The organism is Yoonia sp. 67-2, assembly GCF_035117555.1.
Taxonomy (GTDB): domain Bacteria; phylum Pseudomonadota; class Alphaproteobacteria; order Rhodobacterales; family Rhodobacteraceae; genus Yoonia.
Window position 1 is genome coordinate 29,742 of sequence record NZ_JAYKPK010000012.1, and the last position, 24,369, is coordinate 54,110.

Below are 24,369 nucleotides of genomic sequence, written 5' to 3' on the forward strand. Positions count from 1 at the left end.
AGTCGAGGCGAACTGGGCAGAGCTCACACGTAGTCGCACCGCCAAAAACCTGCCAAAAGGGCTGAGGTTTTTGTCTGAGCTAAGTGATTGATCTATCAAAAAGCACGGCGGTGCGGACAAATCAACTGTTTCTGTCCATAACGTTTTCTCTGGGCGTTTACGCCCGAACTGCGGAAAAGCGGCCACTGACGTTCGGTTCCCCCTATGGAGTTTCGGTCAGTGCCAACATCGCGGCAACAAAAGCGTCCGGGGCCTCTTGTGGCAGATTGTGACCGGTTCCGTCGATTATGCGGCGCTCATAGAACCCGGCGAAATGCGGTCGGTCGGAATCCTCCTCCATAGGTGGGTCGACGCCATCGTCCCGCCCTTGAAGAACGATGCTAGGCACGACGATCTCAGGTTGCTCGGCAAGTCGTGCCTCGATGCCATCATAGGCGGGATCGCCAGGAATGCCGCCAAAACGGTGTCGGTAGGAATGCAGAACGATCTCCACGAAGTCAGGATTATCGAAAGAGCGGGCAGTCGCAGCCCAAGTCTCATCGTCAAATTGCCAACTCGGCGACCAAAGCGACCAGATATGGCGGCAGATATCCTGCCTGTTTTGCATCAAACCGGCCCGCCCCCGCTCTGTGTGGAAATAATACATATACCAGTAGCGTGCCTCCTCCGCTGCAGGTGCGGGTGCTCCCGCACCTGCGATATCCTGAATGTTGTAGCCCTGACCGCAGCTCAAGAGGCCACGCACACGTTCCGGCCAGAGCGCGGCAACGATGCAGGCGGCACGACCTCCCCAATCGTAGCCACCAAGGAAGGCGGTCTTGATGGATAGTGCGTCCATGAATGCCAAAAGGTCAGCGCCGAGCGCGGCTTGTTGGCCGGAACGCATTGTCTCGGATGAGAGGAAGCGGGTCGGTCCATAGCCACGCAGATAGGGGACGAGGCAGCGAAATCCCTGCCCGCCAACGTTGGCGGACACGGCGTCATAGGCATGAGCGTCATAGGGAAAGCCATGAAGCAGGATGACTGGATCACCGGCTTTCGGTCCGATCTCGTGATAGTGAACCTCAAGACAGCCTGCTCTTACAGTCTTCATTCGACCCTCCCTCACGGTTCCTGCCATACTCTAGGCATAGGGCACGACGCTCAACACCGGCAATGGCTCTTTGTGCGGGCAGCCTTAGCTGCTGGGTCTAAGACCAAAGGCGGTGGCTGGACTCGGAGCGGGTAACAATGCCTGTTGACTTGATGTCAGCGCAATTTTTGCAGCAGCCCGTTTCGGTCCAAAGTGTCGAGGGCAAATGCGATACGGCTGTCAATGGCTGGACCCGAAATCGCGTGACCGTGTCCCGTCAAAGCCGCTAGCATGAGCGGCGCGAATGTCAGATTGAGAAAGCATTCGGCGATCGCTAACGCCCTGTCCGACGGCCCGGCTTCTGTCTGATCCGCTGATACGGCTCGTGCGACAATGTCAGTCACCCGTGATCGCGCCATACCGTCTACATCGGCAATCAGGTCAGGAAAACGCCGCGCCTCGGTCAGAAAGAGCCGCATCAGGGCCAGCGGGACCGGAGAGATCGCCTGCATCAGCACTGCTTTGCCCGCAATGGCCAGCCGGTCACGGGGTGAGCCGCCCGACGGAACAGGCGCATCCATGTTGAACGCGCCGCTGTCGACCACATGCTGAACGACAGCTTTGAACAGCGCATCCTTGCCTGCATAGCGCGCATAAAGGCTGGCTTTGCCGACACGTGCCTTTGCGACCACCGCTTCACAGCTTGTCGCCGCCACGCCGTCTTTCAAGAACAGGTCGGTCGCCGCCTTTAGGATGCGTAATGTCACATCGCCTTCATCCGCGCGGCGCGGGCGGCCGGGACGTGGTGTGGTCTTGGGTGTCTGCTCTGTTGTCATGATCATTGCGATAGCAGATCGCCACAGAGAATAAAACTGAACGATACCGTTTCGTTTTAGAAATTACGGTGTATGTCTGCTGACAACATCAGGCCGACAAAGGAACGGATATGAAAAGCAACACAATCATCTTGGCAGGCGCGACAGGCGATCTGGGCGAGCGCATCGGCCGGGCCTTGCTGCGCAAAGGCGCAGAGGTCCGCGCAATCCTGCGCCCCGGAACATCGCCGGCCAAGCGGCGGCATCTGGAATCGCTGGGATTTACACTGGCAGAAAGTGCCTATGATCTGCCGTCGCTCACCGCGCTCTGCGCGGGCGCAGCTTGTGTCGTCTCTGCATTGAACGGTTTGGAGGAGGTCATCATCGACCAGCAAAGTGCGCTGCTGGATGCGGCGGTCGCGGCAGGCGTGCCGCGCTTCATCCCGTCGGACTTCTCGCTCGACTATACCCGGACCCGCCCCGGCGAGAATCGCAACATGGATCTGCGCCGCAGGTTCCGTGCGCGGCTGGATGCGACCCCGATCCGGGCGACCTCGGTGCTGAATGGGGCGTTCTCGACGGTCTTGATCCATGATGCACCGATCCTTTTGCCACGGGTGAAACGCGTGTTGCACTGGGGCGATGCCGACCAGAAGATGGATTTCACGACCAAGGATGACGTGGCTGATTTTACCGCCGATGTCGCGCGCGACGATGGCGCACCGCGCGACCTGCGCATCGCCGGTGGCAGTGTCTCTGCACATGAACTGGCACAGATTGCGACTGCCCTGTCCGGCCAGCGCTATCGCACGATCCGTGCAGGTAGCATCGATCGCCTCGGGTTGGTTATCCGCATCGCTCAGAAGGCCGCGCCATCGCAAGGCGAGGTTTTTCCGGCGTGGCAAGGCATGCAATATCTGCGCGACATGATGAGCGGGCGCGGACAGCTGCAGCAACACGACAACGCACGCTACGGCAAGGTTGATTGGGCGGACATCCGCAGCATGATCACTGGCCGGGTCTGAACCTTTCAACAGCAGAAACGAACATGACACAGAACATCACTCCATTCATCCTCGACATCCCACAGGCGGATCTCGACGACCTTGCCAAACGTCTGGACCGGATCCGATGGCCGGATACTTCCCCCGTTGAAGACGGACGTCAGGGGCCGCCGCTGGACAAGATCCGGGCGCTGGTCGATCATTGGCGCACAGCCTACGACTGGCGACGTTGTGAAACACTTTTGAACGGGCTGGGCCAAAGCCGTACCAAGATCGACGGGGTGGGTATAGGTGTCAAACGCCGCCGCGTTCATTGCGCCCGTGATGACCCAAGGCGCGATCAGTGCATTCTGCGTCAGCCCGGCGATGAATGTCTGCGTGCCCCATTTGCCGAAAGGGGCTGTGCCGTAGAGCCGCTCACCCACCGGCGCACGCCCCCGAAGGCGGGTGAGGTTGGTTTTGACAGCAGTTTCATCAATAAAGACAAGCCTGTGCGGTGCCAGGCGCATCCGCGGCTGACGGCGGGTGATCCAGTCCCGCCGCGCCTGACGCAGCACGGGTCGGTCACGTTCGGCCGCGATCAACCCTTTTTTTATATGACAACCCGGCGTGCGACAAAGCGCGGTGCAGCGAGGATAATTGCACGCTCACACCTTCGGTTTCGGACAGGGCAGCGGCCAGTTCCTTGAGCGTGATATCGGGTTCGGCACGCACGATCTCAACAAGAAAGTCGAGATGCGGGGCCAGTTTCCCAAACCGCCCCGGCGGCCTGCCTTGCCGCTTCGCGACCAACGTGCCTTGCGTGCGATACTCTGACGCAAACCGCACAGCCGTCGCGGCACTGACACCAAACACGCGCCCAGCAGCACGCGCCGAGTGCCCTGCAGCCACATACGCACATATCCGCTGCCGACGATCCAAAGAGTATGGCTTGCCCATCACGCACCTCCCAAAGGAAGTGAATCAGACAAAAGCCCCCTTGGGAATCCCCGTTCGATTCAGATCAAACGCAAAGTGCTTTAGTGCGACTCTGATGTGAAGGGGCCGTGAAGCTTTTGCGAAACGCCGGATTAAGGTGGTCTGCACTGGTCCACTCCAGCGTCTTGTGGATCGGTTTTTGCGTGAAACCAGACTGCATCTCCTTCGCCACTGGGTCGCTAAGTGAATACCAGTCCGGGAGGACGTAGATGCGCGACATCATCTCCATTGGCATCGGTTGCCGACTGCCTTTCGACCCCACTTTTGGCGATTGTCGCTCGATGACCGCAACAGCCGTGCCTGTCGCAAAACCGCATCTATCCGGGCGAGGAACCTCTGCCACCGTGTCTGCATTTCTTCATCGAGTGGCTAAGTCCAGGAAAGGCGCGCTACTAGGGCGTGGGAAGCGTTTCGTCGTTACGACTGGCCGACCCTAACCCAATCAACTTGTGAGGTTTTTCAGACGTCACTTACGCATCAGCATTCGCATTTCATCAACTGGAACTCAGCGCGTTCTACAGCATCAAGCTGTGCAACGAGACCAGTCTCCCATTCAAGGTAGCGACGGCAGGCATCAAGGTTGCCGTCATGCCGGTCATGAACGAAGAACAGATGGTCGATTGCATCGCGGTCAACTGGCCGGGGATGAAAATGTTTTTTGCGTGCCCCTGCTGCGGCAAGCGCCTTGTGTCCATCTTCGACCCAATCAATGCGTCGCGCGCCCAGAGCGGCAATCTCGATCGCGGCGATGTCTGCAATATCCCGCGTGTCGGAAATGACGACAACACTACGGTCGTTCAGCTGCCCCAATGTTGCGAGCCGGGGACGGATTGACCAGATGGCCCCTTCGATATGTTCGCGCCGATAAGCCATTGAGCCGCGTAGATCGATCAGCAACGCACCAGCTTTCATTGCCGAAAGTGCTGAGCGGGCGTTCATGAGGCCTGTTCGTCTTCGAACTGGTTCCGCTGCTTGTATTTCAGCGATCGAACGCAAAGCGGCATCGACCGTCACAACAAACGGATGATATCCGAGTTGTTTCAGCCAGAAGGCGGCGAGAGCTGATCGCAAACCGCCATCACAGGCCAACACGATAGATGACCGCCGGACCCCGACCCATTGATCGGTCGCTTGGACAAGCTGGCCGCCCAGAACATTTGTCGCCGCTGGCACTGGGTCTCTGTCGCTTTCTGCCTGACTTCGCAGATCGAAAAGATAGGTCGTCCGCCCTGTATCGGAGAGCAGTTCTGCAGCGGTTTTCCCATCAATCTGTTCAATGCTGTAGCTTTCAAGCAGGCGCGTGGCGCGTTCCCGGCTTAGCGCTGTCCCAGCCACGTCAATTTCCGGCAGGGAATCAACGGCATTTCCGCGTTCGAGCGGCAGGCCTGCGAGGGTCCATCCTTGTGTGCCATTCTCCAGTGCGAAGATCGGCCCGCCATGCCCGGAGAGCTGCAATCCAATGGCACCGATGATACCGCGCGTTCGTCCAGCGCAGGTGACCACAACAGGTTCGTCATGGTTGACTACGGCAAGCCGGTGGGCAAGTTCACCATTGGGAACGCAGCGTGTGCCCGGCACCCGCATTTTTTTGTATTCGTCAGCCGGTCGGGTGTCGAAAAATGCAAAGTTGTCACCGCGCTTTTGCCATTCGGCAAGCTCTGTGGGCTGCAACATCTTGGGGTGCCAAAGCGCCTCAGCAAGTTCACCGAGCGTTTTGGAAGGAACGTTGACACCTTTATACAGTGGAAAACCCGCTGACCCCCAAGCAGGAATTCCGCCGTCAACTATACTAACATTATCGTAGCCAAGCGTTTCAAGCCGCAAGGCAGCGCGTTGTGCAATGCCATCGCCGCCGTCGATCAAGATCACGGGGGTCTTTTTTCGTGGCACCAGACTGCCGATGCGAAGCTCCAACCGGCTATACGGCAGAGGAACAGCGAAAAGCGGATGTGCTTCGCCGAATTCGCCAGCTTCACGAACATCAAGAAAGGCGATTTCATCCTCTCCATGCACCAAGCCCCGGGCAGCCGTCGCTGTGATCTGCTTCATGCTGACGGTGCCTTCGGTTCCTGCCCTGCGAAAAATTCTGCGAAAGCAGCGCCGATGAGGTCGGGGCGCTGTTCAGCGGGATAATGGCCTGTCGGGACGGAAAACCCGCGCAAGTCGTCAGCCCATTCGGCCCAAGCTTTGACTGGCTCGAAATGCCGCCCGCAATGGCTGTTTGATCCCCATATGACGAGGACGGGGCAGGCTATCTTCCGTTTGCCATAATCAGCGGTGTCCATGGCAAGATCAATCGACACTGTTGCGCGATAATCTTCGCAAATGGCGTGTATCTGCTCTGGCGTTGTGCAGCGGACATATTCTGCCATTGCCTCTGGCGCAAAAATCGACAAGCCGACGCCTTTTTTATTCAGTTTATACTGGATGTAGTAATTGAGATCCGCACAGAGCAGGGTTTCCGGGAACGGTGCCTTTTGCGCCATGAAAAACCAGTGGTAGCTTTCAAGTCCCCAGCCCATCGTGACATTTGTCAGCACATTGTAGGTCGGCACGATATCAAGGGCCGCGAGACGTAGGATCCGGTCAGGCTGGTCAAGCGCCATGCGAAAGCCCACGCGCGCGCCGCGATCATGACCGGCAAGCGAAAACTGCTCAAAGCCAAGCTTGGTCATCATGGTAAAATTGTCTTCGCCCATCGCCCTGAAGCTATAGGCGGAATGGTCGTCGCCACCATCCGGCTTGCTGCTGTCACCATAGCCACGCAGATCGGGGCAGATGACGGTCCATTTTCTGGCAAGCTCTGGTGCGATTTTATGCCAGCTGACATGCGTAAGTGGGTTGCCATGCAGCAGCAACAGCGGTGGACCTTCGCCACCGATTGCCACATTGATCTCCGCACCGTCTGTCTTGATCCGTTCGTAACGAAACCCGGTCATAAGATCGTAATTTGGATTGTGGCAATCAGTCATGCTTTCTCCTGTTTGTAGACAAAATGTAGATCAAACGCAGATTTTTAGATAATAAACACCTTTGTGTCGCCAAGTATAGTTAATATTGTTGACAATCGTCAATGCTCAGGCCACGTTTAGTGACGTGAAAATCTTTCTCGCACAGCCATCAACCGCGCCCTAACATCCCGCCAGAACAGGAGTAACGCCGATGCGCATCGCCATCCTTGACGATTGGGCCGATAGTGCCCTTGCCATGGCGGATTGGGATAGCCTGCCGGGTGAGGTCACTTTCTTCCGGGATACACTTCACGACGAAGATGCGCTTGCCGCGCGGCTGGCACCGTTCGATGTCATCTGTCTGATGCGCGAGCGCAGCAAAATGCCCGCGTCGGTCATTGCGCGGCTGCCAAACCTGCGCCTGATCGTGACCACCGGGATGCGCAATCTGGCCTTGGATCTCGATGCGGCGAAATCGCAGGGTATCGTTGTTTGTGGCACCGACACCCGCAAAACGACAGCCTCTGAACTCGCGATGACACTCATTCTTGCGATGGCCCGTAATCTGATCCCCCAAGCCCAGTCGATTGCCGCGGGCGGCTGGCAGCGGGGTTTGGGGCGCGATCTTGACGGCATGACGCTGGGGCTGATTGGAGCGGGTGCGATTGGCGCGCAAATGGTGGAACGTGCGCGACCATTCGGGATGCAGATTGTGGCATGGTCACAGAACCTGACAAAGGAACGCTGTGCGGAACTCGATATCCAGCGTGCCAGCTCTCTGGCGGACCTGATGGCAAGGGCAGATGCGATTTCGATTCATGTCGTGCTGTCAGAACGAACCCGGCATCTTGTCGACAAAGCGGCCTTGGCCGCGATGAAACCGGATGGGATGCTGGTGAATACGTCGCGCGCCGCCATCGTCGACAATCAGGCCCTGCTGGAGGCGTTGCGCGCGGCACCGGGACGGCGGGCGGCGCTGGATGTTTTTGACGTTGAGCCGCTGCCGAATTCCGATCCAGTGCGCGATACGGCACTGATCGAAACCGGACAATTGCTGCTGACGCCGCATATCGGTTACGTTACCGAAGCCACATGGCGGCTGTTTTACCAACAAACGGTCGAGGCGATCCACGCCTTCCAAAATGGAAACCCTGTGCGACAACTTTAGTCTGATCCATCCACGACAAGACGACCACACGCACATATTTCAATCCAAAGGCAAAAGACATGAAAACCTATAAAATCGCAGCAATCCCTGCGGATGGTATCGGCCCCGAAGTCATCGCTGCCGGGCTGCAAGTGCTGGATGTGCTGGCTGCGCGCGATGGCGGCTTTGAGATGGGCGTCACCACTTACGATTGGGGATCTGACTTCTACCGCCGCACGGGCGAGATGATGCCTGCGGACGGGATCAGTCAGCTCAAGGACTTTGATGCGATATTTTTCGGTGCGGTGGGGGCGCCGGATGTGCCGGATCACATCACGCTGTGGGGGTTGCGCCTCCCGATCTGCCAAGGCTTTGACCAATATGCCAATGTACGACCGACACGTATCCTGCCCGGCATTCAGACTCCATTAAAGGATGTCGGGCCGGGTGACCTTGATTGGGTGATCGTGCGCGAAAATTCCGAAGGCGAATATTCTGGTCATGGCGGACGTGCGCACCGGGGTTTGCCCGAAGAAGTCGGCACTGAGGTGGCGATCTTCACACGGGTGGGTGTCACACGCATCATGCGCTATGCATTCAAACTGGCGCAATCGCGGCCCCGCAAATTTCTGACCGTGGTCACGAAATCAAACGCGCAACGGTTCGGCATGGTCATGTGGGATGAGATTGCCGCCGAGGTCGCGACAGAATTTCCTGATGTCGTCTGGGACAAGATGCTGGTCGATGCGATGACCGTGCGAATGGTGAAAGACCCCAAAAGTCTGGACACCATTGTTGCGACGAACCTGCATGCGGATATCTTGTCGGATCTGGCAGGGGCTTTAGCGGGTAGTCTTGGTGTGGCACCTACCGCGAATATTGATCCCGAACGGCGCTATCCCTCGATGTTCGAGCCGATCCACGGATCGGCCTTTGACATCACTGGTAAAGGGATCGCCAATCCGGTTGCGACTTTCTGGACAGCGGCGCAGATGTTGGAACATCTTGGCGAGGATGCAGCGGCCAAACGTTTGATGCGGGCGGTGGAAGCAGTTTGTGCGCAGGGCATGATGACACCTGACGTTGGTGGCACAGCCAATACACACCAGGTCACTGATGCTGTCTGCGAAGCGATCCGCAGCGCCAATATGTGATAAACTGACAAGGCACCAGACGACCCTGATGGGATGCAGGTTGCTTTACTGGTCGCGCAACCCAAGCGTTTGCATATCGGCCGGACGCGGAGTTGTACCTGACTTGTGGGCATGGGCCACGCCGATCGCGGCTTCAAGACGATCCAAAGTCGCCATGATAGCGGTGACGAATGATCGCAGCCGATTGGCAGCCGGAGTAGCGGTAAAAGTCAGTCTGTTGATAAGGTATTCCATAACATCGCCTATTGTTTACAATGTCAGTTCATACACCTTTCAAATTTTGCCGCAACGCAGCATCTGGAAAGCCTGATATGCAATCTTCGCATGGCTGGCTTAATCCTCATCGTCGACTGTCGACATGAACCGTATCTTTGCCCGTTCAACATGACGAATGAATGCTTCTTGCGCACGCAGCTTGTCACCGCTGGCTACGGCATCCACCATTTCAGCATGTTCCCGGTTCGACACAGAAAGCCCACCAGCCTGCACCAGCGTCCGTGCGCGGCAGAGGTGCAGTTTTTTGACAAAACTGCGGTATTCATTGGCAAGGATCTTGTTCCCTGATGAGGAAATCAGAAAATCATGGAATGCCAAATTCTGCCGATAATACTCATCGAAAGATTGCTCTTTCGCAAATTTTTCCATTTCGGTTACGGAATTATACATGGTTTCAAGCATGTGGTCATTCAGCCTGTCGGTCAACAACCTGCCGGCCAGCCCGAACAAGGCCGCACGGACATCGTAGACCTCCATCGCTTCGCGCGTAGAGATCGACCTGACAATCATCCCACGATTGCGGACGGATTCCACCATGCCGCGCGCGGCAAGGGTTTGCATGGCTTCGCGTAAAGGCCCGCGGCTGGTGCCAAACCGTTGCGCCAGTTCGATTTCGATCAGCCGCTCCCCCGGTCGTAGTTCACCGGCAAGGATCATACGCTCGAGCGCTTGCTCGATCTGCACTGTGCGGGACACCGACCGATCGTCGATTTCTTCGGCGCCGATGACGCTTTGTGCTGCTGAGCTCATCTGGACTCCGTCGTTGGCTGACATAATACCATAAAACATTCTAGTTTTGTGCTCCATGCCCCGTTTTTTTGTCCCGGTCCAGTCTAAATGGCGTTCAGTATGGCCCGCTCCATCGTAGCGGGGCTGCCGGTGCCGTTAATATCGGGGGTGCGTGTGTCGCTTTGCGACAAGGCTGTTTGCATCGCTTTCAGCAAAATATCTGACATCCGCACAGCGCCAACAAGTCCGTGAGCATGGCCCAGCCAATCAAACAACATACGCGTAGATTCCATCATGGCATAAGGGTTGGCGATGCCTTTGCCCGCTATATCGGGGGCGGAGCCATGGGTTGCCTGGGCCATCGCGATAGAACCGCGACCAATACATAATCCTGGGGCCATTCCCAGGCCGCCGACCAGCCCCGCAGCGACATCGGTCAGGATATCACCAAACATGTTGGTCGTCACGATCACGTCAAAGTTGTGCGGGTCGCGGACCAGTCGCATCCCCATAGTATCGACCATGACTTCGTCGACAATCACGTCAGGAAATTCCTTGGCCACTTCGTAGCAGCCATCGACGAACATGCCGCAGCCCAGCTTGAACACGGTGTTCTTGTGTACCAGTGTCAGCCGCTTTTTCCGCGTCTGCGCGATCTGAAACGCCGCCCGCGCCACCTTGCGCGAGCCTTCGAGTGAGATGACGCGCACCGAGATTGTCATGTCATGGCTGGGACGAAATTCGCCCGCACCCATGACGACGTTGCGATCCGGCTGGAAGCCCTCGTTGTTTTCACGCACGATCACCAAGTCTACATTGTCATGCAGGCAGCCGATGTCGGGGAATGACCTTGTGGGCCGCACATTGGCGAACAGGTCGAAATGTTTGCGCAGGATTGGATGTGGGTTCACAGCCTCTGGCGCTTTGGGGTAATCGCGGTGGCCGATTGGTCCCAGGATCCAACCGTCGAGCTCTGACAGAGTTTCCAGCGTTCCGGGTGGCATGGTATGGCCATGCGTATCGAAAGCCCGCCTCCCGATGGGCAGGTCGGTCCAGTCGATCTGCTGTCCGGCACGTTCCGCTGCGGCGCGGGCAATCCTGACGGAGGCGGGGACAATCTCGTGCCCGATGTCATCTCCTTCGAGCACGCCGATCTGCAAGGCGCGGTCGGTGCTCATGCTGTCACCGCCTGTTCGCTGGCGCAACGGGCGACATCGGCGATATCGTCCAGTTCTGGACTGCGCCACGCCAGTTGAAGCAGCTTTTCGGTCGCGGCTTCCCCGATCACCAAGGCGGATTGCACTTTGAACTTTTGATCAATCTGCGCATCGGTCAGCGGCACCTCGCTGCTGCCGATGGTCCGTTCGATATGTTTGTCCATCGTGCTGCCGTCCTTGAAGGTGACGCGGATCGTGACTGATGCTTCGTGGCAGGTCGCATCTGCCGTCGCATCGATCCGGTCGCGCAGATTGACGACGGTGGCATCGTTGACCAGTTCATCGGTGAAAGCGGTCGGCGCGCCATCGCCGTGCAACAAAGCGGCAGCAGCGGCGTGAAACACGCTGAACTTGCCTTCCAGCCCGGTGCGGGGTGTACGTTTGCCCGTCAGTTCCAGCACCAGCGGATGCGTCGTAAGGTGAACCGATGCGATATCGTTCACTCGATCACCGATTTCTGATCTGATCTGCTGGCAGCCGTCGATGGCCGGATGGATCACGATCCCGCAGGCAAAGGGTTTGTAGCTATTTAGTGCGGATTCCCACCGGGTGCCCAGATCGCCCAGAATCTCATCCCAATCCTGCTTGTCGGACATCACGGTGGCAAAGCCGCGCGGTGCCTCAATCGCGCGTTCAGAGCTGTCAAAACCCGCCTCGGCCAGTAGGGCCGACATCATGCCGTTCTGTGCGGCGCGGCCGGGGTGAAAACTTTTCGTCATGGTGCCGAACATTTCGCGCAATCCCGATGATTGTGTCGCGGCAAGGCCAAAGGCCCATTGCATTTTCTGCTGGTCCAGCCCGATGACCTTGCCGACAGCGGCAGCCGCGCCAAAAACGCCAGCGGTGCCAGTGATGTGCCAGCCCCGGTCGTAATGGTGCGGGTAGACGGAATTGCCAATCCGGCATTCGACCTCAACACCGACGATAAGGGCCGTCAGAAAATCCTCACCCGACAGGGGCCGGATTTCTGAGAGCGCGAGCAAAGCAGAGGCGACAGGCCCAGCGGGGTGGATGATCGTCTTGAGGTGGGTATCGTCGTAGTCCAGCACATGCGATGTAATGCCATTGAGCAGCGCTGCATGGGCGGCATCCAATCGCTCAGGGCGACCCAGAACGGTGGCATCGGCTTTGCCGCTGAACGGTGTGACGGCGCGCAAGGCGGCGTCCACAGTTTCGTGCCGGGCACCGCCGACAGCACAACCGACCCAGTTAACGAAGGTGCGCAAGCCTTCACGCCGGACCTCTGCCGGAATGTCCTCACGCTTCAGGTTCACAACCCATTCGGCCAACAGGCGGGTAACTTCGGGTGTTCCTGCGGGGGTTTCTTGATGTCCACTCATGGTATTTCCTTCATAGTTAAAAGTTTAAAGCAAACCGCGGGCAATGCCGCCGTCGACATTCAGGGCCTGTCCGGTGACGTAGCTGGCGCCAGGGCTGGCAAGCCACAGCACGTTGCGCGCGATCTCCTCGGGTGTGCCAAAGCGCTGCATCGGGATTTCAAGGGCAAATTCAGCCAGAACGGCGTCGCGGCTGCGGTTTTGTTCTGCCGCCATTTTATCGGCGCGGTTCAGCCACAGCGGCGTAAGGGTGCGCCCCGGCGCGATCAGGTTCACGCGGACACCGTCAACGGCCAGCTCAAGCGCCAAGGTTTTGTTCAGCCCCAACAACCCCGCTTTATGCACATTCGACATGATCTGATGCGCATAGGGCATCTTGGATGCCGCAGCCCCCAGCATCACGACAGCCGGGCGATCCCCCTTGCGCAGCAGCGGCACCAGCGCACGGATCGTGCGGACGGTGGACAGGATGTTGAACTGGTAATTCTGCAGCCAGTCTTCATCCGACAGGTCGGCAAAAGCGCTGCGCACCGACCCGCCCACGGCGCAAACCAGCACATCAAGGCCGGACCAGTGTTGCGCAACCTGTGCGGCCAGCGCATCACCCGCGCCATCCTTGGTCACGTCGCAGACAATCTGCAGCGGCGCACGATCCGGGGTGGTGGCGATATCGGCGCAGGCTTTGGCAAGGTTGTCGGCACTGCGGGACGCTACAGCGACCTGCGCGCCGTCTTGCGCTGCCAGCTTTGCCGTGGCCTGCCCGATGCCATAGCTGCCACCCACCACCAGAATGCGGCGATTGTTCAGTTCAAGATCCATTTTCGGCACCTCTGAATGCGTTATAAATGCGGAAAATCAACAGGATCGAGGATGACACGATCAAGATCCGCATGACGTGAAAGGCCGCGACGGTTTCGGCATCAAGGTTCATCACCTTGGCAATCAGTACCATTTCGGTCACGGCTGCAGGCGCCAACGCAAGAAATGCGGTGGTGAATGGCAGGTCTGACCAGCCGGACATGATCCAAGCACCAAAGACCGCTGCGAGCACCAGTATGCTGGCAATGACGAGTGCCGCCGCAGTGACCCGCGGCAACGCCGTCAACAGGTTGCGCCGGAACTGACAGCCCAACCAGACACCTAGCAGCACCTGCGCCACCGTGATCAGCCAGCTTGGCACGACGAAATTGCCCAAACCCGCAACACCGACGATCATCCCGGCGATGATCGGTCCAACCAGCCAGGGGTTGGGAATGGGTGTCGGGCGCAGCAGCATGGCCACCAAGGTGGCAAAGGCGAGTGCGATCAGAACCGGCAAAACCGGGCTGAGGCCAACCTCAGCCTGACCGGTGCCGATCCTGCCGGATGCCGCAAGCACGACAAAAGGTGTCACGGCCACGACCATTGATACCCGCATCGCATGCACCACTGCGACCGAGGATGAGACCCCACCGAATTTTTGCGCGATGATCGCCATATCGGCGACGCCGCCCGCAGCGGTAGCGAAGAACGCCGTGACCGGATCAACTGCCGCCAAGCGGCGGAACAGGAAGGCGGCCAAGGTGGTCACGCAGATCAGATAAAGCGTTGCCGCGATCATTTCAGGTAAAAGCGTGCTGAGCGCGACAAGGCTGGCGGCCGTGAACCTGAGCCCGATCGCCAGCCCGACCGTGATCTGCGCCATTTCGCGCCCGTAAGGCATCAGGGCAAAGGACAGCCCCGACGCCGACATAAGGGCAAAGACAAAGAACGGCCCTAGCATCCATGGCAGGGGTATGCCAATTCGCGCAGCAACAGCACCCGCGACGCCGCCCGCGGCGTAAACCGGTAGCCGCATAGCAACTGCATTTGCGAAATTACGCGTACCCCCGGTTTCCATCACACTGCCTTACGACAGCCGCAGCAAGGCCATCAGGCCATGGATGTCTTTCAGCTTTTCAAGCTCAGCCACCATGGCGACGACTTCGTTGGCCTTGCTGTGATCCCAGTTTGCGAATTCTGCACATTCCAGGAATTTGCCAGCGACCTCATCATAGCTCATCGGATTGGCCGGGCTGCCCTTGCCAAAATCAGCCATGCCGCTGATGGTGCGGCTATCGGTCAATTCAATGTCGATATAGGTGGTCATCAGGTGATAGCCCGCTGCCTCTGCACGGTCATCGACGACAAAATCCACCTTTGCGATCATCTCTTTGACGTCCGGACGCAAGACGACCTCGTCGGTGAACTCTGTCAGACCGGCGCGACCTTCCAGCAGCAAGATTGCCATGCAGAATTCCATCGAGAATTTCGCCTGCAGTTCGTTCTGTGGCTGGTGGTGGATCAGGGCATTGGGCATGTTGGAATTGGTGCCGACCCGCACACGGCGCACGTCCTTGGCAAAGATGTTGTTCTCAGAGATCAGCTGTTTCATCTTGGTCATGCCGGGATGGGTCAGCGACCCCGATGGATGCGGCTTGATCGACACGCCGGGTTCGGCGAAAGTCCACGGCGCGCCTAGCTTGCCGTCAATTGCGGAGGCGTCATAACCGCCGCCCGCCGCCTTGAAGAACCCGCGTGGCGCTTCCAGAATGTCGCCTGCTGCGGACCAGCCGTAGCTTGCGAATTGTGCGGCGACCACACCGCTTTCGGAAGACCGGCCCGCATGGAACGGCTTGGTCATGGTGCCAAAGTTTTCACGCAAGCCCGCAGACTGGCTGCCTGCAATTGACAAAGCCCGCTTCATCGTGGGCAAGTCCAATCCCATCAGGCGGCCAGCCGCGGATGCGGCTGCAAATGTCCCGCAGGTCGCTGTAGCATGGAAACCTTCCTGATAATGGCGGGGGTTGATCGCTTCGGCGATCTTGCATTCAACCTCTACCCCCAGATGGTAGGCCAACATGATGTCGGCACCCGATGCATTCAGCGTTTCGCCCATGGCGAGTGCAGCCGGTAACGCGGGTGCGGTCGGATGTGTCAGCAGACCGTAAACACGGTCTTTCGCGACAGCCAGTTGTGTATCGTCATAATCGTCCGCGTGAATACCGACGCCGTTGCAAAAAGCGGCGAATCGCGCGGGGACCTTCAGGTTTGACCCGATGATTGTCGCGGCGCCTGCCGGCGTTGATAGATCCGAGACATGGCGTCTGACCAGTTCCCCTGATTTGGCGACCGAACCTGACAAAGCCAAGCCAAACCCATCAAGGATGGATTTTTTGCCGTTTGCGACAACAATCTCAGGCAGGTCAGTCGACTTAGTCGCCAGAACGAACTGCGCAATTTCCTCGCTCAGACCCGCCGCTTCGCTGGCGCCTGCCGCGCCTCTGTCTTCAATCGTCATCCATGTCTCCTTTGTCATTCTGCGTGTTCTATCTACAATCACAGGTCTGATTGTCTTTTTATATCGTACTACAATAAAGACTTTATGTGCGAGTACTGTCAACACAAGACATGCGGCACGCTGGGTCCGCCGCGAGTCTGTTGTTGACGGCAATAACTATAAATACTCTGTATTTTGACAATTTTAGCTGAAAATGAGAGGTATGAAGTCATAATTTTCGCCCTGCAAGCCTAGGTGTGAGCATATACTTTAGGATAGGAATATTGATAAAGTAGCAAATATTGTTGACAAAGTGTCACTGGTGCATGACCGTGGGTTTGCGATGATCTGGAACGCATCTGTTACGCAGACGCGCTCCGGCATGTCCGACAAACCAGTTTGAGGAGGAAACTGACATGAAATCCAATTTTTCACGGCGACGTCTGTTGCAGGTCGCCTCGGGTGGCGTTGCAGCGGCAGCGCTCACTTCGCCGGCGATCCTGCGCGCGCAAGGTGCGTTCCCAAACCGTCCGATCAATGTGGTGGTACCGTTTGACACCGGCGGCTATAACGACCGCCTGGCCCGTGCGTTCGCACCGTTCTTGCAAGCTGAGCTTGGTCAGCCGTTGACGATCATCAACCGTGGTGGTGCTGGCGCGCTGCTGGGGCATTTGTTCTTCATGCAGCAGCCTGTCGATGGCTACACGATCCTGTGTACCTCTGCTGCGCCATATCTGCCTCTCAACATCCTGACGCAGGATGCCGACTTTGCGGTTGATGACTTCCATATGGTGAACCTGCCGTCGCAGGACTACACCTTGCTTGCGACAGCTGCGGATTCTGATCTTGAAACGATCGATGATGTGATCGCGCGCTTGCAGGAAAGTCCAGCTGACGTGTCGATCGGTATTCAGGCGGCATCAGCCGATCTCGTGAACCTGAGCATTCTGTGCGATACCAACGACATCGCCTTCGATGAACTGCGCCTTGTCACATATGATGGTGGCGGGCCTGCGCGGAACGCTGTTGCAGGCGGGGTCGTCGATATCGGTCTGGTCGGCGGGGAAGGCTTCTTGCCGTTGCGTGAACAGGTGCGCCCATTGCTGACATTTGACACCCGTCAGCGTGATGATTGGGAGGGTGCGATTGTCACCGACGTCATGGGAGATGATCCCGCTTTCGTCGTCGGGTCACAGCGCGGTTGGGGTATGCACGCAGCCCTGCAAGAGGCGGATCCAGAAGCCTTCCAGATCCTGTCCGATGCGATCGAAGCCGCTTCAAAGAACCCCGAAGCGATCGAGGCGTTGACGACGCAGCAGCTTGCGACTGATTGGTATGGGCCTGAAGAATCCAACCGGATGCTCGCATCCACATCCGAGGTGATGGAACAATATCTGCACCTGTTGCAAGGGTCTTAAACCCGACACGCTTCACGCTCGCCCATGGTCTTGGGCGAGCCACCATATCGGGGAAAATAAGTCATGTCGATTTTACCAAACCGTAGAGTGGTCTGGGGTCATCTTGCGCTTGTGACGGTCATTGTAGGGATCACGATCGCTTACATTTTTGATGCGCGTGGTGTGTCCACCCGGGCCACGAACCTATTGCTGATCCAGCCTTTGGCTGTCTTGATTGTCATTCTGGCAGCTTTTGTTTTGCCGGGCATTTTCCCACCCGTGACAAGCGACGAAGCAAAAATGCATGACGGTGAAACCCGCATGGATCTGGCAAGGGCTTTGGGAATAATCGTAGCCTTGGGCGTGCTCGCTTTCACTCTTGAACGTATCGGTTTTGATATCGCCACCTTCGGGTTCATGGTGGTGACATTGGCGATCTGCGGCGAACGCCGCTGGTGGGTCAATCTGGGGTTCAGCGCGATTTTCACCGTGGCGCTGATCTATGGCTATGGCGCCATCACCCCGTTCCCCTTTCCTCTAACCGTTTTGTGAGGCCAGATGATCGAGCTTGACGCCGTCGCCGGCGCTTTTGAACTTTTGACGTCGGATGCCAGTGCTTGGCTTCTGCTGATACCTGGTCTTTTGGTGGGGCTTGTCTTTGGCGCAATGCCGGGCATTTCGATCACCATGGCGATGGCCTTTGCGCTGCCGGCCACGCTTTACATGGATTTCCTGCCAGCGATCATTTTTCTGACCGCGATCTACACAGGCGCCGGTTTCGGCGGATCGGTGCCTGCGGTCTTGATGAATATTCCAGGCACGTCATCAGCTTTGGCCACAACCTTTGACGGCTATCCGATGGCGCGCGCCGGGCGTCATAATGAGGCACTTGGCGTGGCGCTGGCCTCCTCTGTCTTGGGGTGTCTTGGGTCCTATCTTGTATTATTTGTCGTTATCGGACCCGTTGCCGGCCTGGTGTTAAAATTGGGCCCGCTGGAGATGTTCGCCGTCGCGGTCTGGGGCATGCTGCTGCTTGGCTCACTCGCCGGGACATATATGGCGCGGGGACTGCTGGCTGGGGCCTTTGGGGTGCTGCTGGGCACAATCGGGTTCAACTCTGCCGGGTTTGTCCGTGGCACGATGGGGGTGCCGTGGCTGTTGGACGGTGTACCGCAGATCCCTGCGATGATGGGTTTGCTGGCCGCAAGCCAATTGATCGCCTTGGTCAATACAACATATATCATTTCGGATGAGAGCGCGCGAAAGATCAGCTTTAGCAAAACGCTAGCTGGCCTCAGACTGGCACTGCAATATCCCAAAATCATTCTGCGCGGCTCTGCAATCGGTGTCATCATCGGGTCAATCCCCGGTGTGGGTTCGTCGATCTCGAACCTTCTGTCCTATTCGGAAACACGGCGCAATTCAGATGACCCGGACTCGTTCGGGCAAGGAAATCCGCAAGGGGTTATCGCAGCAGAAGCTGCCAATTCATCCTCTGAAGGGGGGGCTATGGGCACGATGCTGGCGCTGGGTATTCCCGGCGGCGGCGCAACCGCCATCCTGCTGGCAGCTTTTGCGATGCACAACATCGTCGGCGGCCCCAGTTTCATCGCCAACAACAAAGACATCGTATATGCGCTGATCTTTTCGAACTTTGCGCAAGCTATCCTGCTGTTGTTTGTTGGTCTCGGCTTTGTCTATTTTGCCAGCTACATCGTACGGGTGCCGTTGCGGTTCCTGATCCCCAGCGTGCTTGTCGTTTCAAACTTCGGGGCCTATGCGATCGAGGGCAGCGCCGCTGGCCCGATCACGCTGTGGATCTTTGCGATCCTTGGCTGGGCGATGGCGCGCTATGGTTATCCGGTCGCTGCTGCTGTCGTGGGCTTGTTGCTGGGCAGCTTGCTGGAAAGCAACCTATTGCGCACCTACCAGATCAGCGGTGGTGATTACCTGACCTATGCCGCCGAACGCCCCGCAGCATTGGTCGTGTTCGGCTTGATGATCCTGTCTATCGCCCTGCAATCCATCTCAAAACGGCGCCGTGCCCGAAAGCTGGCCGAGGCTGTGCGGAAATAATCCTGCGGCGTCCGGCGCTGCGAAAACAGAAGAAAGAAATGCCATGCTGTCACAAACTGACAATCGCCCGGTGATTGCCTTGATCCCCGGTGATCCGACCGGCATCGGGCCAGAACAAACGGCACGTATTCTGTCCCATGCAAAGACCCGACAAATCGCGCGGATTATTTTGGTCGGCGATCTGCGGGTGATAAAGCTGGGAATGCAACAGGCCGGTGTCGATCTGGCGATCAAGGTGATCACTGACCCGACACAGGCGGATTTCGATGCAGAGGCCATCCCGATGCTGGATTTAGGCAATATAGACCCTAGCATGCTGACACTGGGTGCACCTGACCCCGCAATTGGCCGCTGCGTCGGGCAGACCCTGTCGGCAGCAGTCGATCTGGCAAAGCAAGGCCATGTGCAAGGCATCTGCTTTGCGCCACTACACAAAAAGGCGATGTATGACGGCGGCTGGAAGTTCGCGGATGAACACCAGCTTTTTGCCAATCTAATGGATCATAAAGGGCCGTTCCGTGAAATGAATGTTCTCGAAGGTCAATGGATGAGCAGGGTCACATCGCATGTATCGCTGCGCGGAGCTTTGGAAGAGATTACCTACAACAATATCTGCTCGACGCTGCAACTGACTGATCGTGTCCTGCGCAACGCCGGTATCGAAAACCCCCGCATCGCGGTGGCCGCGCTGAACCCACATGGCGGGGAAGGCGGCTTGTTCGGGGACGAAGAAATCAAGATCATTGCACCGGCAGTGCGTGATATGGCCGCCCAAGGCATCAATTGCAAAGGGCCGTTTCCGTCCGATACGGTCTATCTGAAGGCCTTTGCCGGGGAATATGACAGCGTGCTGGCGATGTACCACGATCAGGGACAGATCGCGACCAAATTGCGTGGCTTTAATAAAGGCGTCACTGTGACGACGGGCCTTGCCGCCGTTTTCACGACCCCCGCGCATGGCACCGCCTATGACATCGTGGGCCAAGGAATCGCTGACACCGGTGCATTTGAAAATGCACTGGCGCTTGCCGTAAAACTTGCCAAAACACAAAGTGCGCAAGAGACGAGAGGACCAGTGGCATGAGCAACAAATATCGTATCGCAGTGATCGCCGGTGACGGCATCGGCACCGAAGTGATGCCGGAGGGTATTCGCGTGCTGGAAGCAGCGGCGAAACGCTACAAACTCGACCTGCATTTCGATCACTTCGATTTTTCGTCCTGCGATTATTACGAAAAACATGGCAAAATGCTGCCTGACGATTGGAAAACTCAGATCGGCGGGCATGACGCGATCTTTTTCGGTGCCGTGGGCATGCCCGATCAGGTGCCTGACCATATCTCGCTTTGGGGGTCGCTGCTGCAATTTCGACGCGAGTTTGATCAATATGTCAGCCTGCGACCCGCAAGGCTGATGCCGGGGGTAAAGTCCCCATTGGCCGGGCGGGGACCGGGCGATATTGATATGATGATCGTGCGCGAAAATACCGAAGGCGAATATTCGTCGATTGGTGGCAAGATGTTTCCCGGCACCGACCGCGAAATCGTGATGCAGGAAACCGTCATGACGCGTGTCGGCGTTGACCGCATTCTGCGTTACGCTTTCGAGCTGGCGCAAAAGCGAAGTGGCAAGCTGACATCCGCAACCAAGTCGAACGGCATTTCCATCACTATGCCATATTGGGACGAACGTGTGGTCGAGATCGCCAAGGATTATGCCGATGTCAGCGTCGACAAATATCACATCGATATTCTGACGGCTTTGTTCGTGCTGCGACCCAATACGTTTGACGTCGTCGTCGCCTCGAATCTTTTTGGCGATATCCTGTCCGACCTTGGCCCAGCCTGTACTGGTACTATCGGGATCGCCCCCTCGGGGAACATCAATCCTGAACGGCTTTTCCCATCGCTTTTCGAACCTGTGCATGGCTCGGCACCGGACATTGCGGGTCAGGGGATCGCAAATCCCATCGGACAGATATGGGCAGCATCGATGATGCTGGATCATTTAGGACAGCCAGAGGCTGCGGCAGGCATTGTGTCAGCGATCGAGAAGGTACTTTCGGAACCCGATCTTCGGACACGCGACCTTGGTGGTACGGCTAATACGAAAACCTGCGGTACGGCCGTGGCAGATGCGCTCGTATAAAACCTATCGTCGGATCTGCGTAACTACTCCTGAGCCAATCTGATAGAGTCTTTAGAGACAGGTGAGGCTATCGATCACAGACAAAATAGAGGTCTGTCGCGACCAAAGGGGTCTTCACCGTGGGCCAAACCATTCGAGGCGTAGAGTGGCGCAGCTTTGCGATAACTGCGGCTATCGCAGTAACGTTTGGCGCGGTGGCCTGGGTTAGCGGGTTGCCGGTCCCTTGGTTATTGGGCGCACTTTTTGGCACAGCGACCTTTACACTGGGTGGGGTAAGGTTGGCCGTCCCGCCGTCGTTGAAAACGTCTGCACATGCCTGCATCGGCCTGATACTTGGTGCATCGATCGAGCCAGAAACCTTTGCAAGAGCGTCGCAATGGCCGCTGACTTTGCTCGTTTTATCTGTTGGCATGATTTTGGTCACGACTGCGACCGCGTTTTACTACATCCGCGTGGCGGGATTTGACAGGCTGACCGCCACAGCTGCATCACTGACGGGTGGGTTGACCAACATTGTTGCAATAGCAATCCAACTCGGTGCAAACCCGCCCGGCACGGTCATTGGCCAGTTGTTCCGACTGACGTCAGTGGTCGTCCTTTTGCCGCTGATCTATACAGGCTGGCTTGGTACGTCTGCAAACGTGCCTGTGGTCGAAGCAACACGCGCAGTTGCGGCGTATAATTTATGGATTCTGCCGTTGGCTTGGCCGGCCTATGTGCTGGCGCAAAAGTTGCGTTTGCCGGTTCCCGACATGATGGGTCCATTGCTGGTCTCAACAGGATTCGCCGTGATGGGTTACGGTCTCGTGTTGCCAGAATGCCTGTTTGCTATGGTTTTTATCGTCGTCGGCGCATCAATCGGCACGCGATTTTATGGGCTGGAGTCGCTGACACTGATCAGGATCGGGGGGCATAGTGCCGTTGCCACACTTATCCTTTTGCTAAGCTCGGCAGCGCTGGCTTATCCCTTCAGTCTTGTTGCTGGGGTGCCGTTTCATGTTGCCTTACTGGCTGTAGCACCCGGTGGCGTGGCTGAGATCGCCATCCTCGCGACCATCCTTGGTGTTGATCCAGTCTTTGTTACTTTTCATCAAGTTTTTCGGAACATTGTTCTGAATGCAATGGCACCTTTTGTGCTGACCCGGTTGAAGGGAAAAAAACAGTTTGGTTGAAAAGTTGGCACAGCGTTGATGACTGTCACCAGACAAACGGCGCAGCACAGGTTGAGTAAGGATTCTGTCTATGAAATGGACATTTAATATATTCAAATTAATGGGTAAAATTTGTTATACCGCCGACAACACGTCAGACTCAAAGATCACCGTTTGGTAATCTGGGCCTGCAACTGCGCGCCGGTATGGCACCCGCCTTTGGAAATTGGCTTGAAGATCGCCAGCGAATACCCGCGCGGTCTTCCCAAGTCCCTGCCAGCTACCGCAGATCCGGCTCAAGTCGTGATCGAAGAGGGCCGGTCCATCGCTTCATAATCAGCGCCTGAGGCTGATCAGCCAGGTCGGCGATCAGCCCTGCAAATTCACGGATAAGTCCGTGGCTTTCAGCTGTGTAATGCGAAGGCTGCCCAACGACATTCTCGTGGTCATCGCCGCGATGGCACGAAACAACGCGTCTGGCGCAAAATCCACCTGGGGGTTGGCGAAGAAACACTGAAGTTCCGCGCTGTCGAGATCACCGGGAGCCACGACTCCATCTGTGGCCGCGGGGCGAGTGCCATCATCACAACTCGCAAAAATGCACGGCTGTAGAAGACCGTCCAAGATGCACTGGTTAAACTCCTGGGCCAGTACCTCATGCCGCGTGACTTCGACCGATAGGCCGCGGAAGTTCAGCTTCGCATCGCCGTCATGGACGGCTACACCGCCCTTTGCATCCCGGTCACATCAGCATCCGGCGTGGATCACCGATCAATTCGGTGTAATGTGCCATGAACCGTGCCGCATCCGCACCGTTGATGACGCGGTGGTCATAAGACAGGTCCAACGGCGCCATCGGCACCGGCTGCGGCGTGTCGCCATCCCAAATGGTAATCGTTTCGGTGCGTGTGATCCCGAGGATCGCGACCTCAGGCGGATTTACAATGGGCGTGAAAGCACTGCCGCCGATGCCGCCGAGATTGGTGATCGTCATCGAGGCACCACCCATCTGGTCCGGACCGATCTTGCGCGCCTGCGCCTTGCTGGCCAAATCAGCGATTTCGCTGGCGATCTGCCACAGACCTTTCTGGTCGACATCTCGGATCACTGGCACCATCAAGCCATGCGGCGTATCCACCGCAATGCCGATATGAACGTAATCTTTCAGTGTCAGCACCTGCCCGTCCGCCGACAGGGAGGCGTTGAAGCGCGGGAATTTACGCAAGGCTCGCGCAAGGGCCGCGACATGAAACGCCAGTGCGGTGAGCTTTACTCCGCGCGCTTGCGCCTGAGTTTTCAGACTAGCCCGCAGGCCTTCGATTGCGCGGATATCGGCGCGGTCGTGGTGGGTGACGGCAGGGATCCTGGCTTGCGCTGCTGCCATGTTGCGTGCAGCAACTTGCGCAAAGCGCGACATCGGTGCGGTCGTGACCGGCCCATATTGGCTGTGATCCACCTCCCAATAGCTTGTGTCACCAGCGGTCGTCATGCTGGGTCGTGCGCCGATATCCTCTGGCCCGATCGTGGTGCGGCCCAGCTTTTTGGCAAGCGCGTCGATGTCGACATTCTGGTCGCGCGCCATGCGGCGGGTGGACGGGCTGGCGATAATCTCTGTCATG

Annotated in this window: 22 protein-coding genes and 2 pseudogenes; 11 read left to right on the plus strand and 13 right to left on the minus strand. The window is 57.4% G+C overall.

The window, feature by feature from the left end; genetic code table 11:
• Positions 1 to 202: 202 nt before the first annotated feature.
• Both VOY09_RS16565 and VOY09_RS16570 read right to left on the minus strand, forming a co-directional pair.
• Positions 203 to 1,093, minus strand: coding sequence for an alpha/beta hydrolase (locus tag VOY09_RS16565; protein ID WP_322895519.1), 891 nt, complete (start codon positions 1,091 to 1,093; stop codon positions 203 to 205).
• A gap of 155 nt (positions 1,094 to 1,248) precedes the next feature.
• Complete coding sequence (locus VOY09_RS16570) at positions 1,249 to 1,914, minus strand: TetR/AcrR family transcriptional regulator (RefSeq protein ID WP_322895518.1); 666 nt, start codon at positions 1,912 to 1,914, stop codon at positions 1,249 to 1,251.
• Between the two features lie 104 nt (positions 1,915 to 2,018).
• Here VOY09_RS16570 and VOY09_RS16575 point away from each other — a divergent pair, with 104 nt between their 5' ends.
• Together VOY09_RS16575 and VOY09_RS18290 are read left to right on the plus strand one after the other, a co-directional pair.
• Positions 2,019 to 2,912, plus strand: coding sequence for an NmrA family NAD(P)-binding protein (locus VOY09_RS16575; RefSeq protein ID WP_322895517.1), 894 nt, complete (start codon positions 2,019 to 2,021; stop codon positions 2,910 to 2,912).
• 23 nt (positions 2,913 to 2,935) lie between these two features.
• Positions 2,936 to 3,580, plus strand: a complete 645-nt coding sequence (locus VOY09_RS18290) for an epoxide hydrolase N-terminal domain-containing protein (protein WP_416376273.1) — start codon at positions 2,936 to 2,938, stop codon at positions 3,578 to 3,580.
• Here VOY09_RS18290 and VOY09_RS16585 read toward each other — a convergent pair.
• From VOY09_RS16585 to VOY09_RS16595, 3 genes and pseudogenes are all read right to left on the minus strand, one after another.
• A pseudogene (locus VOY09_RS16585) lies at positions 3,570 to 3,830 on the minus strand (IS630 transposase-related protein); the annotation flags it as partial. The gene VOY09_RS18290 and the pseudogene VOY09_RS16585 overlap by 11 nt on opposite strands.
• Before the next feature lie 516 nt (positions 3,831 to 4,346).
• Positions 4,347 to 5,918 carry a rhodanese-like domain-containing protein gene (locus VOY09_RS16590; protein WP_322895514.1) on the minus strand — a complete coding sequence of 524 codons (1,572 nt, stop codon included), beginning with the start codon at positions 5,916 to 5,918 and terminating at the stop codon, positions 4,347 to 4,349.
• On the minus strand, positions 5,915 to 6,841 hold the full coding sequence (locus tag VOY09_RS16595; RefSeq protein WP_322895513.1) for an alpha/beta hydrolase: 927 nt from the start codon (positions 6,839 to 6,841) through the stop codon (positions 5,915 to 5,917). The genes VOY09_RS16590 and VOY09_RS16595 overlap by 4 nt, the downstream gene beginning before the upstream one ends.
• A gap of 190 nt (positions 6,842 to 7,031) precedes the next feature.
• On the opposite strand from VOY09_RS16595, the gene VOY09_RS16600 reads away from it, so the two are divergent.
• Positions 7,032 to 7,988, plus strand: a complete 957-nt coding sequence (locus tag VOY09_RS16600) for a D-2-hydroxyacid dehydrogenase family protein (protein ID WP_322895512.1) — start codon at positions 7,032 to 7,034, stop codon at positions 7,986 to 7,988.
• Positions 7,989 to 8,047: 59 nt separating this feature from the next.
• The gene (locus tag VOY09_RS16605; RefSeq protein ID WP_322895511.1) at positions 8,048 to 9,121 is read left to right on the plus strand and encodes a tartrate dehydrogenase; all 1,074 of its coding nucleotides are present in this window, start codon (positions 8,048 to 8,050) and stop codon (positions 9,119 to 9,121) included.
• 45 nt (positions 9,122 to 9,166) lie between these two features.
• Here the strand turns inward: VOY09_RS16605 and VOY09_RS16610 are convergent, their stop codons facing one another.
• The 7 genes from VOY09_RS16610 to VOY09_RS16640 all read right to left on the minus strand — a co-directional run bounded on the left by VOY09_RS16610 (position 9,167) and on the right by VOY09_RS16640 (position 15,999).
• Positions 9,167 to 9,355: a hypothetical protein gene (locus tag VOY09_RS16610; protein ID WP_322895510.1), complete on the minus strand. Its 189-nt coding sequence runs from the start codon at positions 9,353 to 9,355 to the stop codon at positions 9,167 to 9,169.
• A 99-nt stretch (positions 9,356 to 9,454) separates the two neighbouring features.
• Positions 9,455 to 10,147 (minus strand): FCD domain-containing protein, encoded by a 693-nt coding sequence (locus VOY09_RS16615; protein ID WP_322895509.1) that lies wholly within the window; start codon positions 10,145 to 10,147, stop codon positions 9,455 to 9,457.
• A gap of 83 nt (positions 10,148 to 10,230) precedes the next feature.
• Entirely contained in the window at positions 10,231 to 11,304 is a 1,074-nt protein-coding gene (locus VOY09_RS16620; RefSeq protein ID WP_322895508.1) for an isocitrate/isopropylmalate dehydrogenase family protein, read from the minus strand.
• Positions 11,301 to 12,683 (minus strand): MmgE/PrpD family protein, encoded by a 1,383-nt coding sequence (locus VOY09_RS16625; protein WP_322895507.1) that lies wholly within the window; start codon positions 12,681 to 12,683, stop codon positions 11,301 to 11,303. Before VOY09_RS16625 ends, VOY09_RS16620 begins: the two co-directional genes overlap by 4 nt.
• 24 nt (positions 12,684 to 12,707) lie before the next feature.
• Positions 12,708 to 13,499, minus strand: a complete 792-nt coding sequence (locus VOY09_RS16630; RefSeq protein WP_322895506.1) for an SDR family NAD(P)-dependent oxidoreductase — start codon at positions 13,497 to 13,499, stop codon at positions 12,708 to 12,710.
• Positions 13,489 to 14,517, minus strand: coding sequence for an AbrB family transcriptional regulator (locus VOY09_RS16635; protein WP_322895505.1), 1,029 nt, complete (start codon positions 14,515 to 14,517; stop codon positions 13,489 to 13,491). Before VOY09_RS16635 ends, VOY09_RS16630 begins: the two co-directional genes overlap by 11 nt.
• A gap of 51 nt (positions 14,518 to 14,568) precedes the next feature.
• Positions 14,569 to 15,999 carry an MmgE/PrpD family protein gene (locus VOY09_RS16640; protein WP_322895504.1) on the minus strand — a complete coding sequence of 477 codons (1,431 nt, stop codon included), beginning with the start codon at positions 15,997 to 15,999 and terminating at the stop codon, positions 14,569 to 14,571.
• A 395-nt stretch (positions 16,000 to 16,394) separates the two neighbouring features.
• Here VOY09_RS16640 and VOY09_RS16645 point away from each other — a divergent pair, with 395 nt between their 5' ends.
• The 7 genes and pseudogenes from VOY09_RS16645 to VOY09_RS16675 form a co-directional block, all read left to right on the plus strand.
• On the plus strand, positions 16,395 to 17,396 hold the full coding sequence (locus tag VOY09_RS16645; RefSeq protein WP_322895503.1) for a tripartite tricarboxylate transporter substrate-binding protein: 1,002 nt from the start codon (positions 16,395 to 16,397) through the stop codon (positions 17,394 to 17,396).
• A 63-nt stretch (positions 17,397 to 17,459) separates the two neighbouring features.
• Complete coding sequence (locus VOY09_RS16650) at positions 17,460 to 17,927, plus strand: tripartite tricarboxylate transporter TctB family protein (RefSeq protein WP_322895502.1); 468 nt, start codon at positions 17,460 to 17,462, stop codon at positions 17,925 to 17,927.
• Positions 17,928 to 17,933: 6 nt separating this feature from the next.
• Positions 17,934 to 19,451, plus strand: a complete 1,518-nt coding sequence (locus VOY09_RS16655; RefSeq protein ID WP_322895501.1) for a tripartite tricarboxylate transporter permease — start codon at positions 17,934 to 17,936, stop codon at positions 19,449 to 19,451.
• 43 nt (positions 19,452 to 19,494) lie between these two features.
• Positions 19,495 to 20,535 carry a PdxA family dehydrogenase gene (locus VOY09_RS16660; RefSeq protein ID WP_322895500.1) on the plus strand — a complete coding sequence of 347 codons (1,041 nt, stop codon included), beginning with the start codon at positions 19,495 to 19,497 and terminating at the stop codon, positions 20,533 to 20,535.
• A complete protein-coding gene (locus VOY09_RS16665; protein ID WP_322895499.1) occupies positions 20,532 to 21,599 on the plus strand; it encodes a tartrate dehydrogenase in 1,068 nt (355 codons plus the stop codon). The genes VOY09_RS16660 and VOY09_RS16665 overlap by 4 nt, the downstream gene beginning before the upstream one ends.
• A gap of 119 nt (positions 21,600 to 21,718) precedes the next feature.
• Positions 21,719 to 22,771 carry an AbrB family transcriptional regulator gene (locus tag VOY09_RS16670; RefSeq protein ID WP_322895498.1) on the plus strand — a complete coding sequence of 351 codons (1,053 nt, stop codon included), beginning with the start codon at positions 21,719 to 21,721 and terminating at the stop codon, positions 22,769 to 22,771.
• Between the two features lie 414 nt (positions 22,772 to 23,185).
• Positions 23,186 to 23,545 (plus strand): annotated as a pseudogene (locus VOY09_RS16675) (hypothetical protein); the annotation flags it as partial.
• Here VOY09_RS16675 and VOY09_RS16680 read toward each other — a convergent pair.
• The gene (locus VOY09_RS16680; protein WP_322895497.1) at positions 23,493 to 24,368 is read right to left on the minus strand and encodes a 2-oxo acid dehydrogenase subunit E2; all 876 of its coding nucleotides are present in this window, start codon (positions 24,366 to 24,368) and stop codon (positions 23,493 to 23,495) included. The pseudogene VOY09_RS16675 and the gene VOY09_RS16680 overlap by 53 nt on opposite strands.
• Position 24,369: the final 1 nt, after the last annotated feature.

What these genes read in the sequence shown, in the direction of transcription:
- VOY09_RS16615 (WP_322895509.1), bottom strand. Translation starts at nt 10,147, where the DNA reads ATGAGCTCAGCAGCACAAAGCGTCATCGGCGCCGAAGAAATCGACGAT.
- VOY09_RS16640 (WP_322895504.1), bottom strand. Translation starts at nt 15,999, where the DNA reads ATGACGATTGAAGACAGAGGCGCGGCAGGCGCCAGCGAAGCGGCGGGT.
- VOY09_RS16575 (WP_322895517.1), top strand. Translation starts at nt 2,019, where the DNA reads ATGAAAAGCAACACAATCATCTTGGCAGGCGCGACAGGCGATCTGGGC.
- VOY09_RS16630 (WP_322895506.1), bottom strand. Translation starts at nt 13,499, where the DNA reads ATGGATCTTGAACTGAACAATCGCCGCATTCTGGTGGTGGGTGGCAGC.
- VOY09_RS16660 (WP_322895500.1), top strand. Translation starts at nt 19,495, where the DNA reads ATGCTGTCACAAACTGACAATCGCCCGGTGATTGCCTTGATCCCCGGT.
- VOY09_RS16565 (WP_322895519.1), bottom strand. Translation starts at nt 1,093, where the DNA reads ATGAAGACTGTAAGAGCAGGCTGTCTTGAGGTTCACTATCACGAGATC.
- VOY09_RS18290 (WP_416376273.1), top strand. Translation starts at nt 2,936, where the DNA reads ATGACACAGAACATCACTCCATTCATCCTCGACATCCCACAGGCGGAT.
- VOY09_RS16645 (WP_322895503.1), top strand. Translation starts at nt 16,395, where the DNA reads ATGAAATCCAATTTTTCACGGCGACGTCTGTTGCAGGTCGCCTCGGGT.
- VOY09_RS16600 (WP_322895512.1), top strand. Translation starts at nt 7,032, where the DNA reads ATGCGCATCGCCATCCTTGACGATTGGGCCGATAGTGCCCTTGCCATG.
- VOY09_RS16610 (WP_322895510.1), bottom strand. Translation starts at nt 9,355, where the DNA reads ATGGAATACCTTATCAACAGACTGACTTTTACCGCTACTCCGGCTGCC.
- VOY09_RS16665 (WP_322895499.1), top strand. Translation starts at nt 20,532, where the DNA reads ATGAGCAACAAATATCGTATCGCAGTGATCGCCGGTGACGGCATCGGC.
- VOY09_RS16650 (WP_322895502.1), top strand. Translation starts at nt 17,460, where the DNA reads ATGTCGATTTTACCAAACCGTAGAGTGGTCTGGGGTCATCTTGCGCTT.
- VOY09_RS16620 (WP_322895508.1), bottom strand. Translation starts at nt 11,304, where the DNA reads ATGAGCACCGACCGCGCCTTGCAGATCGGCGTGCTCGAAGGAGATGAC.
- VOY09_RS16635 (WP_322895505.1), bottom strand. Translation starts at nt 14,517, where the DNA reads ATGCGGCTACCGGTTTACGCCGCGGGCGGCGTCGCGGGTGCTGTTGCT.
- VOY09_RS16655 (WP_322895501.1), top strand. Translation starts at nt 17,934, where the DNA reads ATGATCGAGCTTGACGCCGTCGCCGGCGCTTTTGAACTTTTGACGTCG.
- VOY09_RS16605 (WP_322895511.1), top strand. Translation starts at nt 8,048, where the DNA reads ATGAAAACCTATAAAATCGCAGCAATCCCTGCGGATGGTATCGGCCCC.
- VOY09_RS16590 (WP_322895514.1), bottom strand. Translation starts at nt 5,918, where the DNA reads ATGAAGCAGATCACAGCGACGGCTGCCCGGGGCTTGGTGCATGGAGAG.
- VOY09_RS16570 (WP_322895518.1), bottom strand. Translation starts at nt 1,914, where the DNA reads ATGATCATGACAACAGAGCAGACACCCAAGACCACACCACGTCCCGGC.
- VOY09_RS16595 (WP_322895513.1), bottom strand. Translation starts at nt 6,841, where the DNA reads ATGACTGATTGCCACAATCCAAATTACGATCTTATGACCGGGTTTCGT.
- VOY09_RS16625 (WP_322895507.1), bottom strand. Translation starts at nt 12,683, where the DNA reads ATGAGTGGACATCAAGAAACCCCCGCAGGAACACCCGAAGTTACCCGC.
- VOY09_RS16680 (WP_322895497.1), bottom strand. Translation starts at nt 24,368, where the DNA reads ATGACAGAGATTATCGCCAGCCCGTCCACCCGCCGCATGGCGCGCGAC.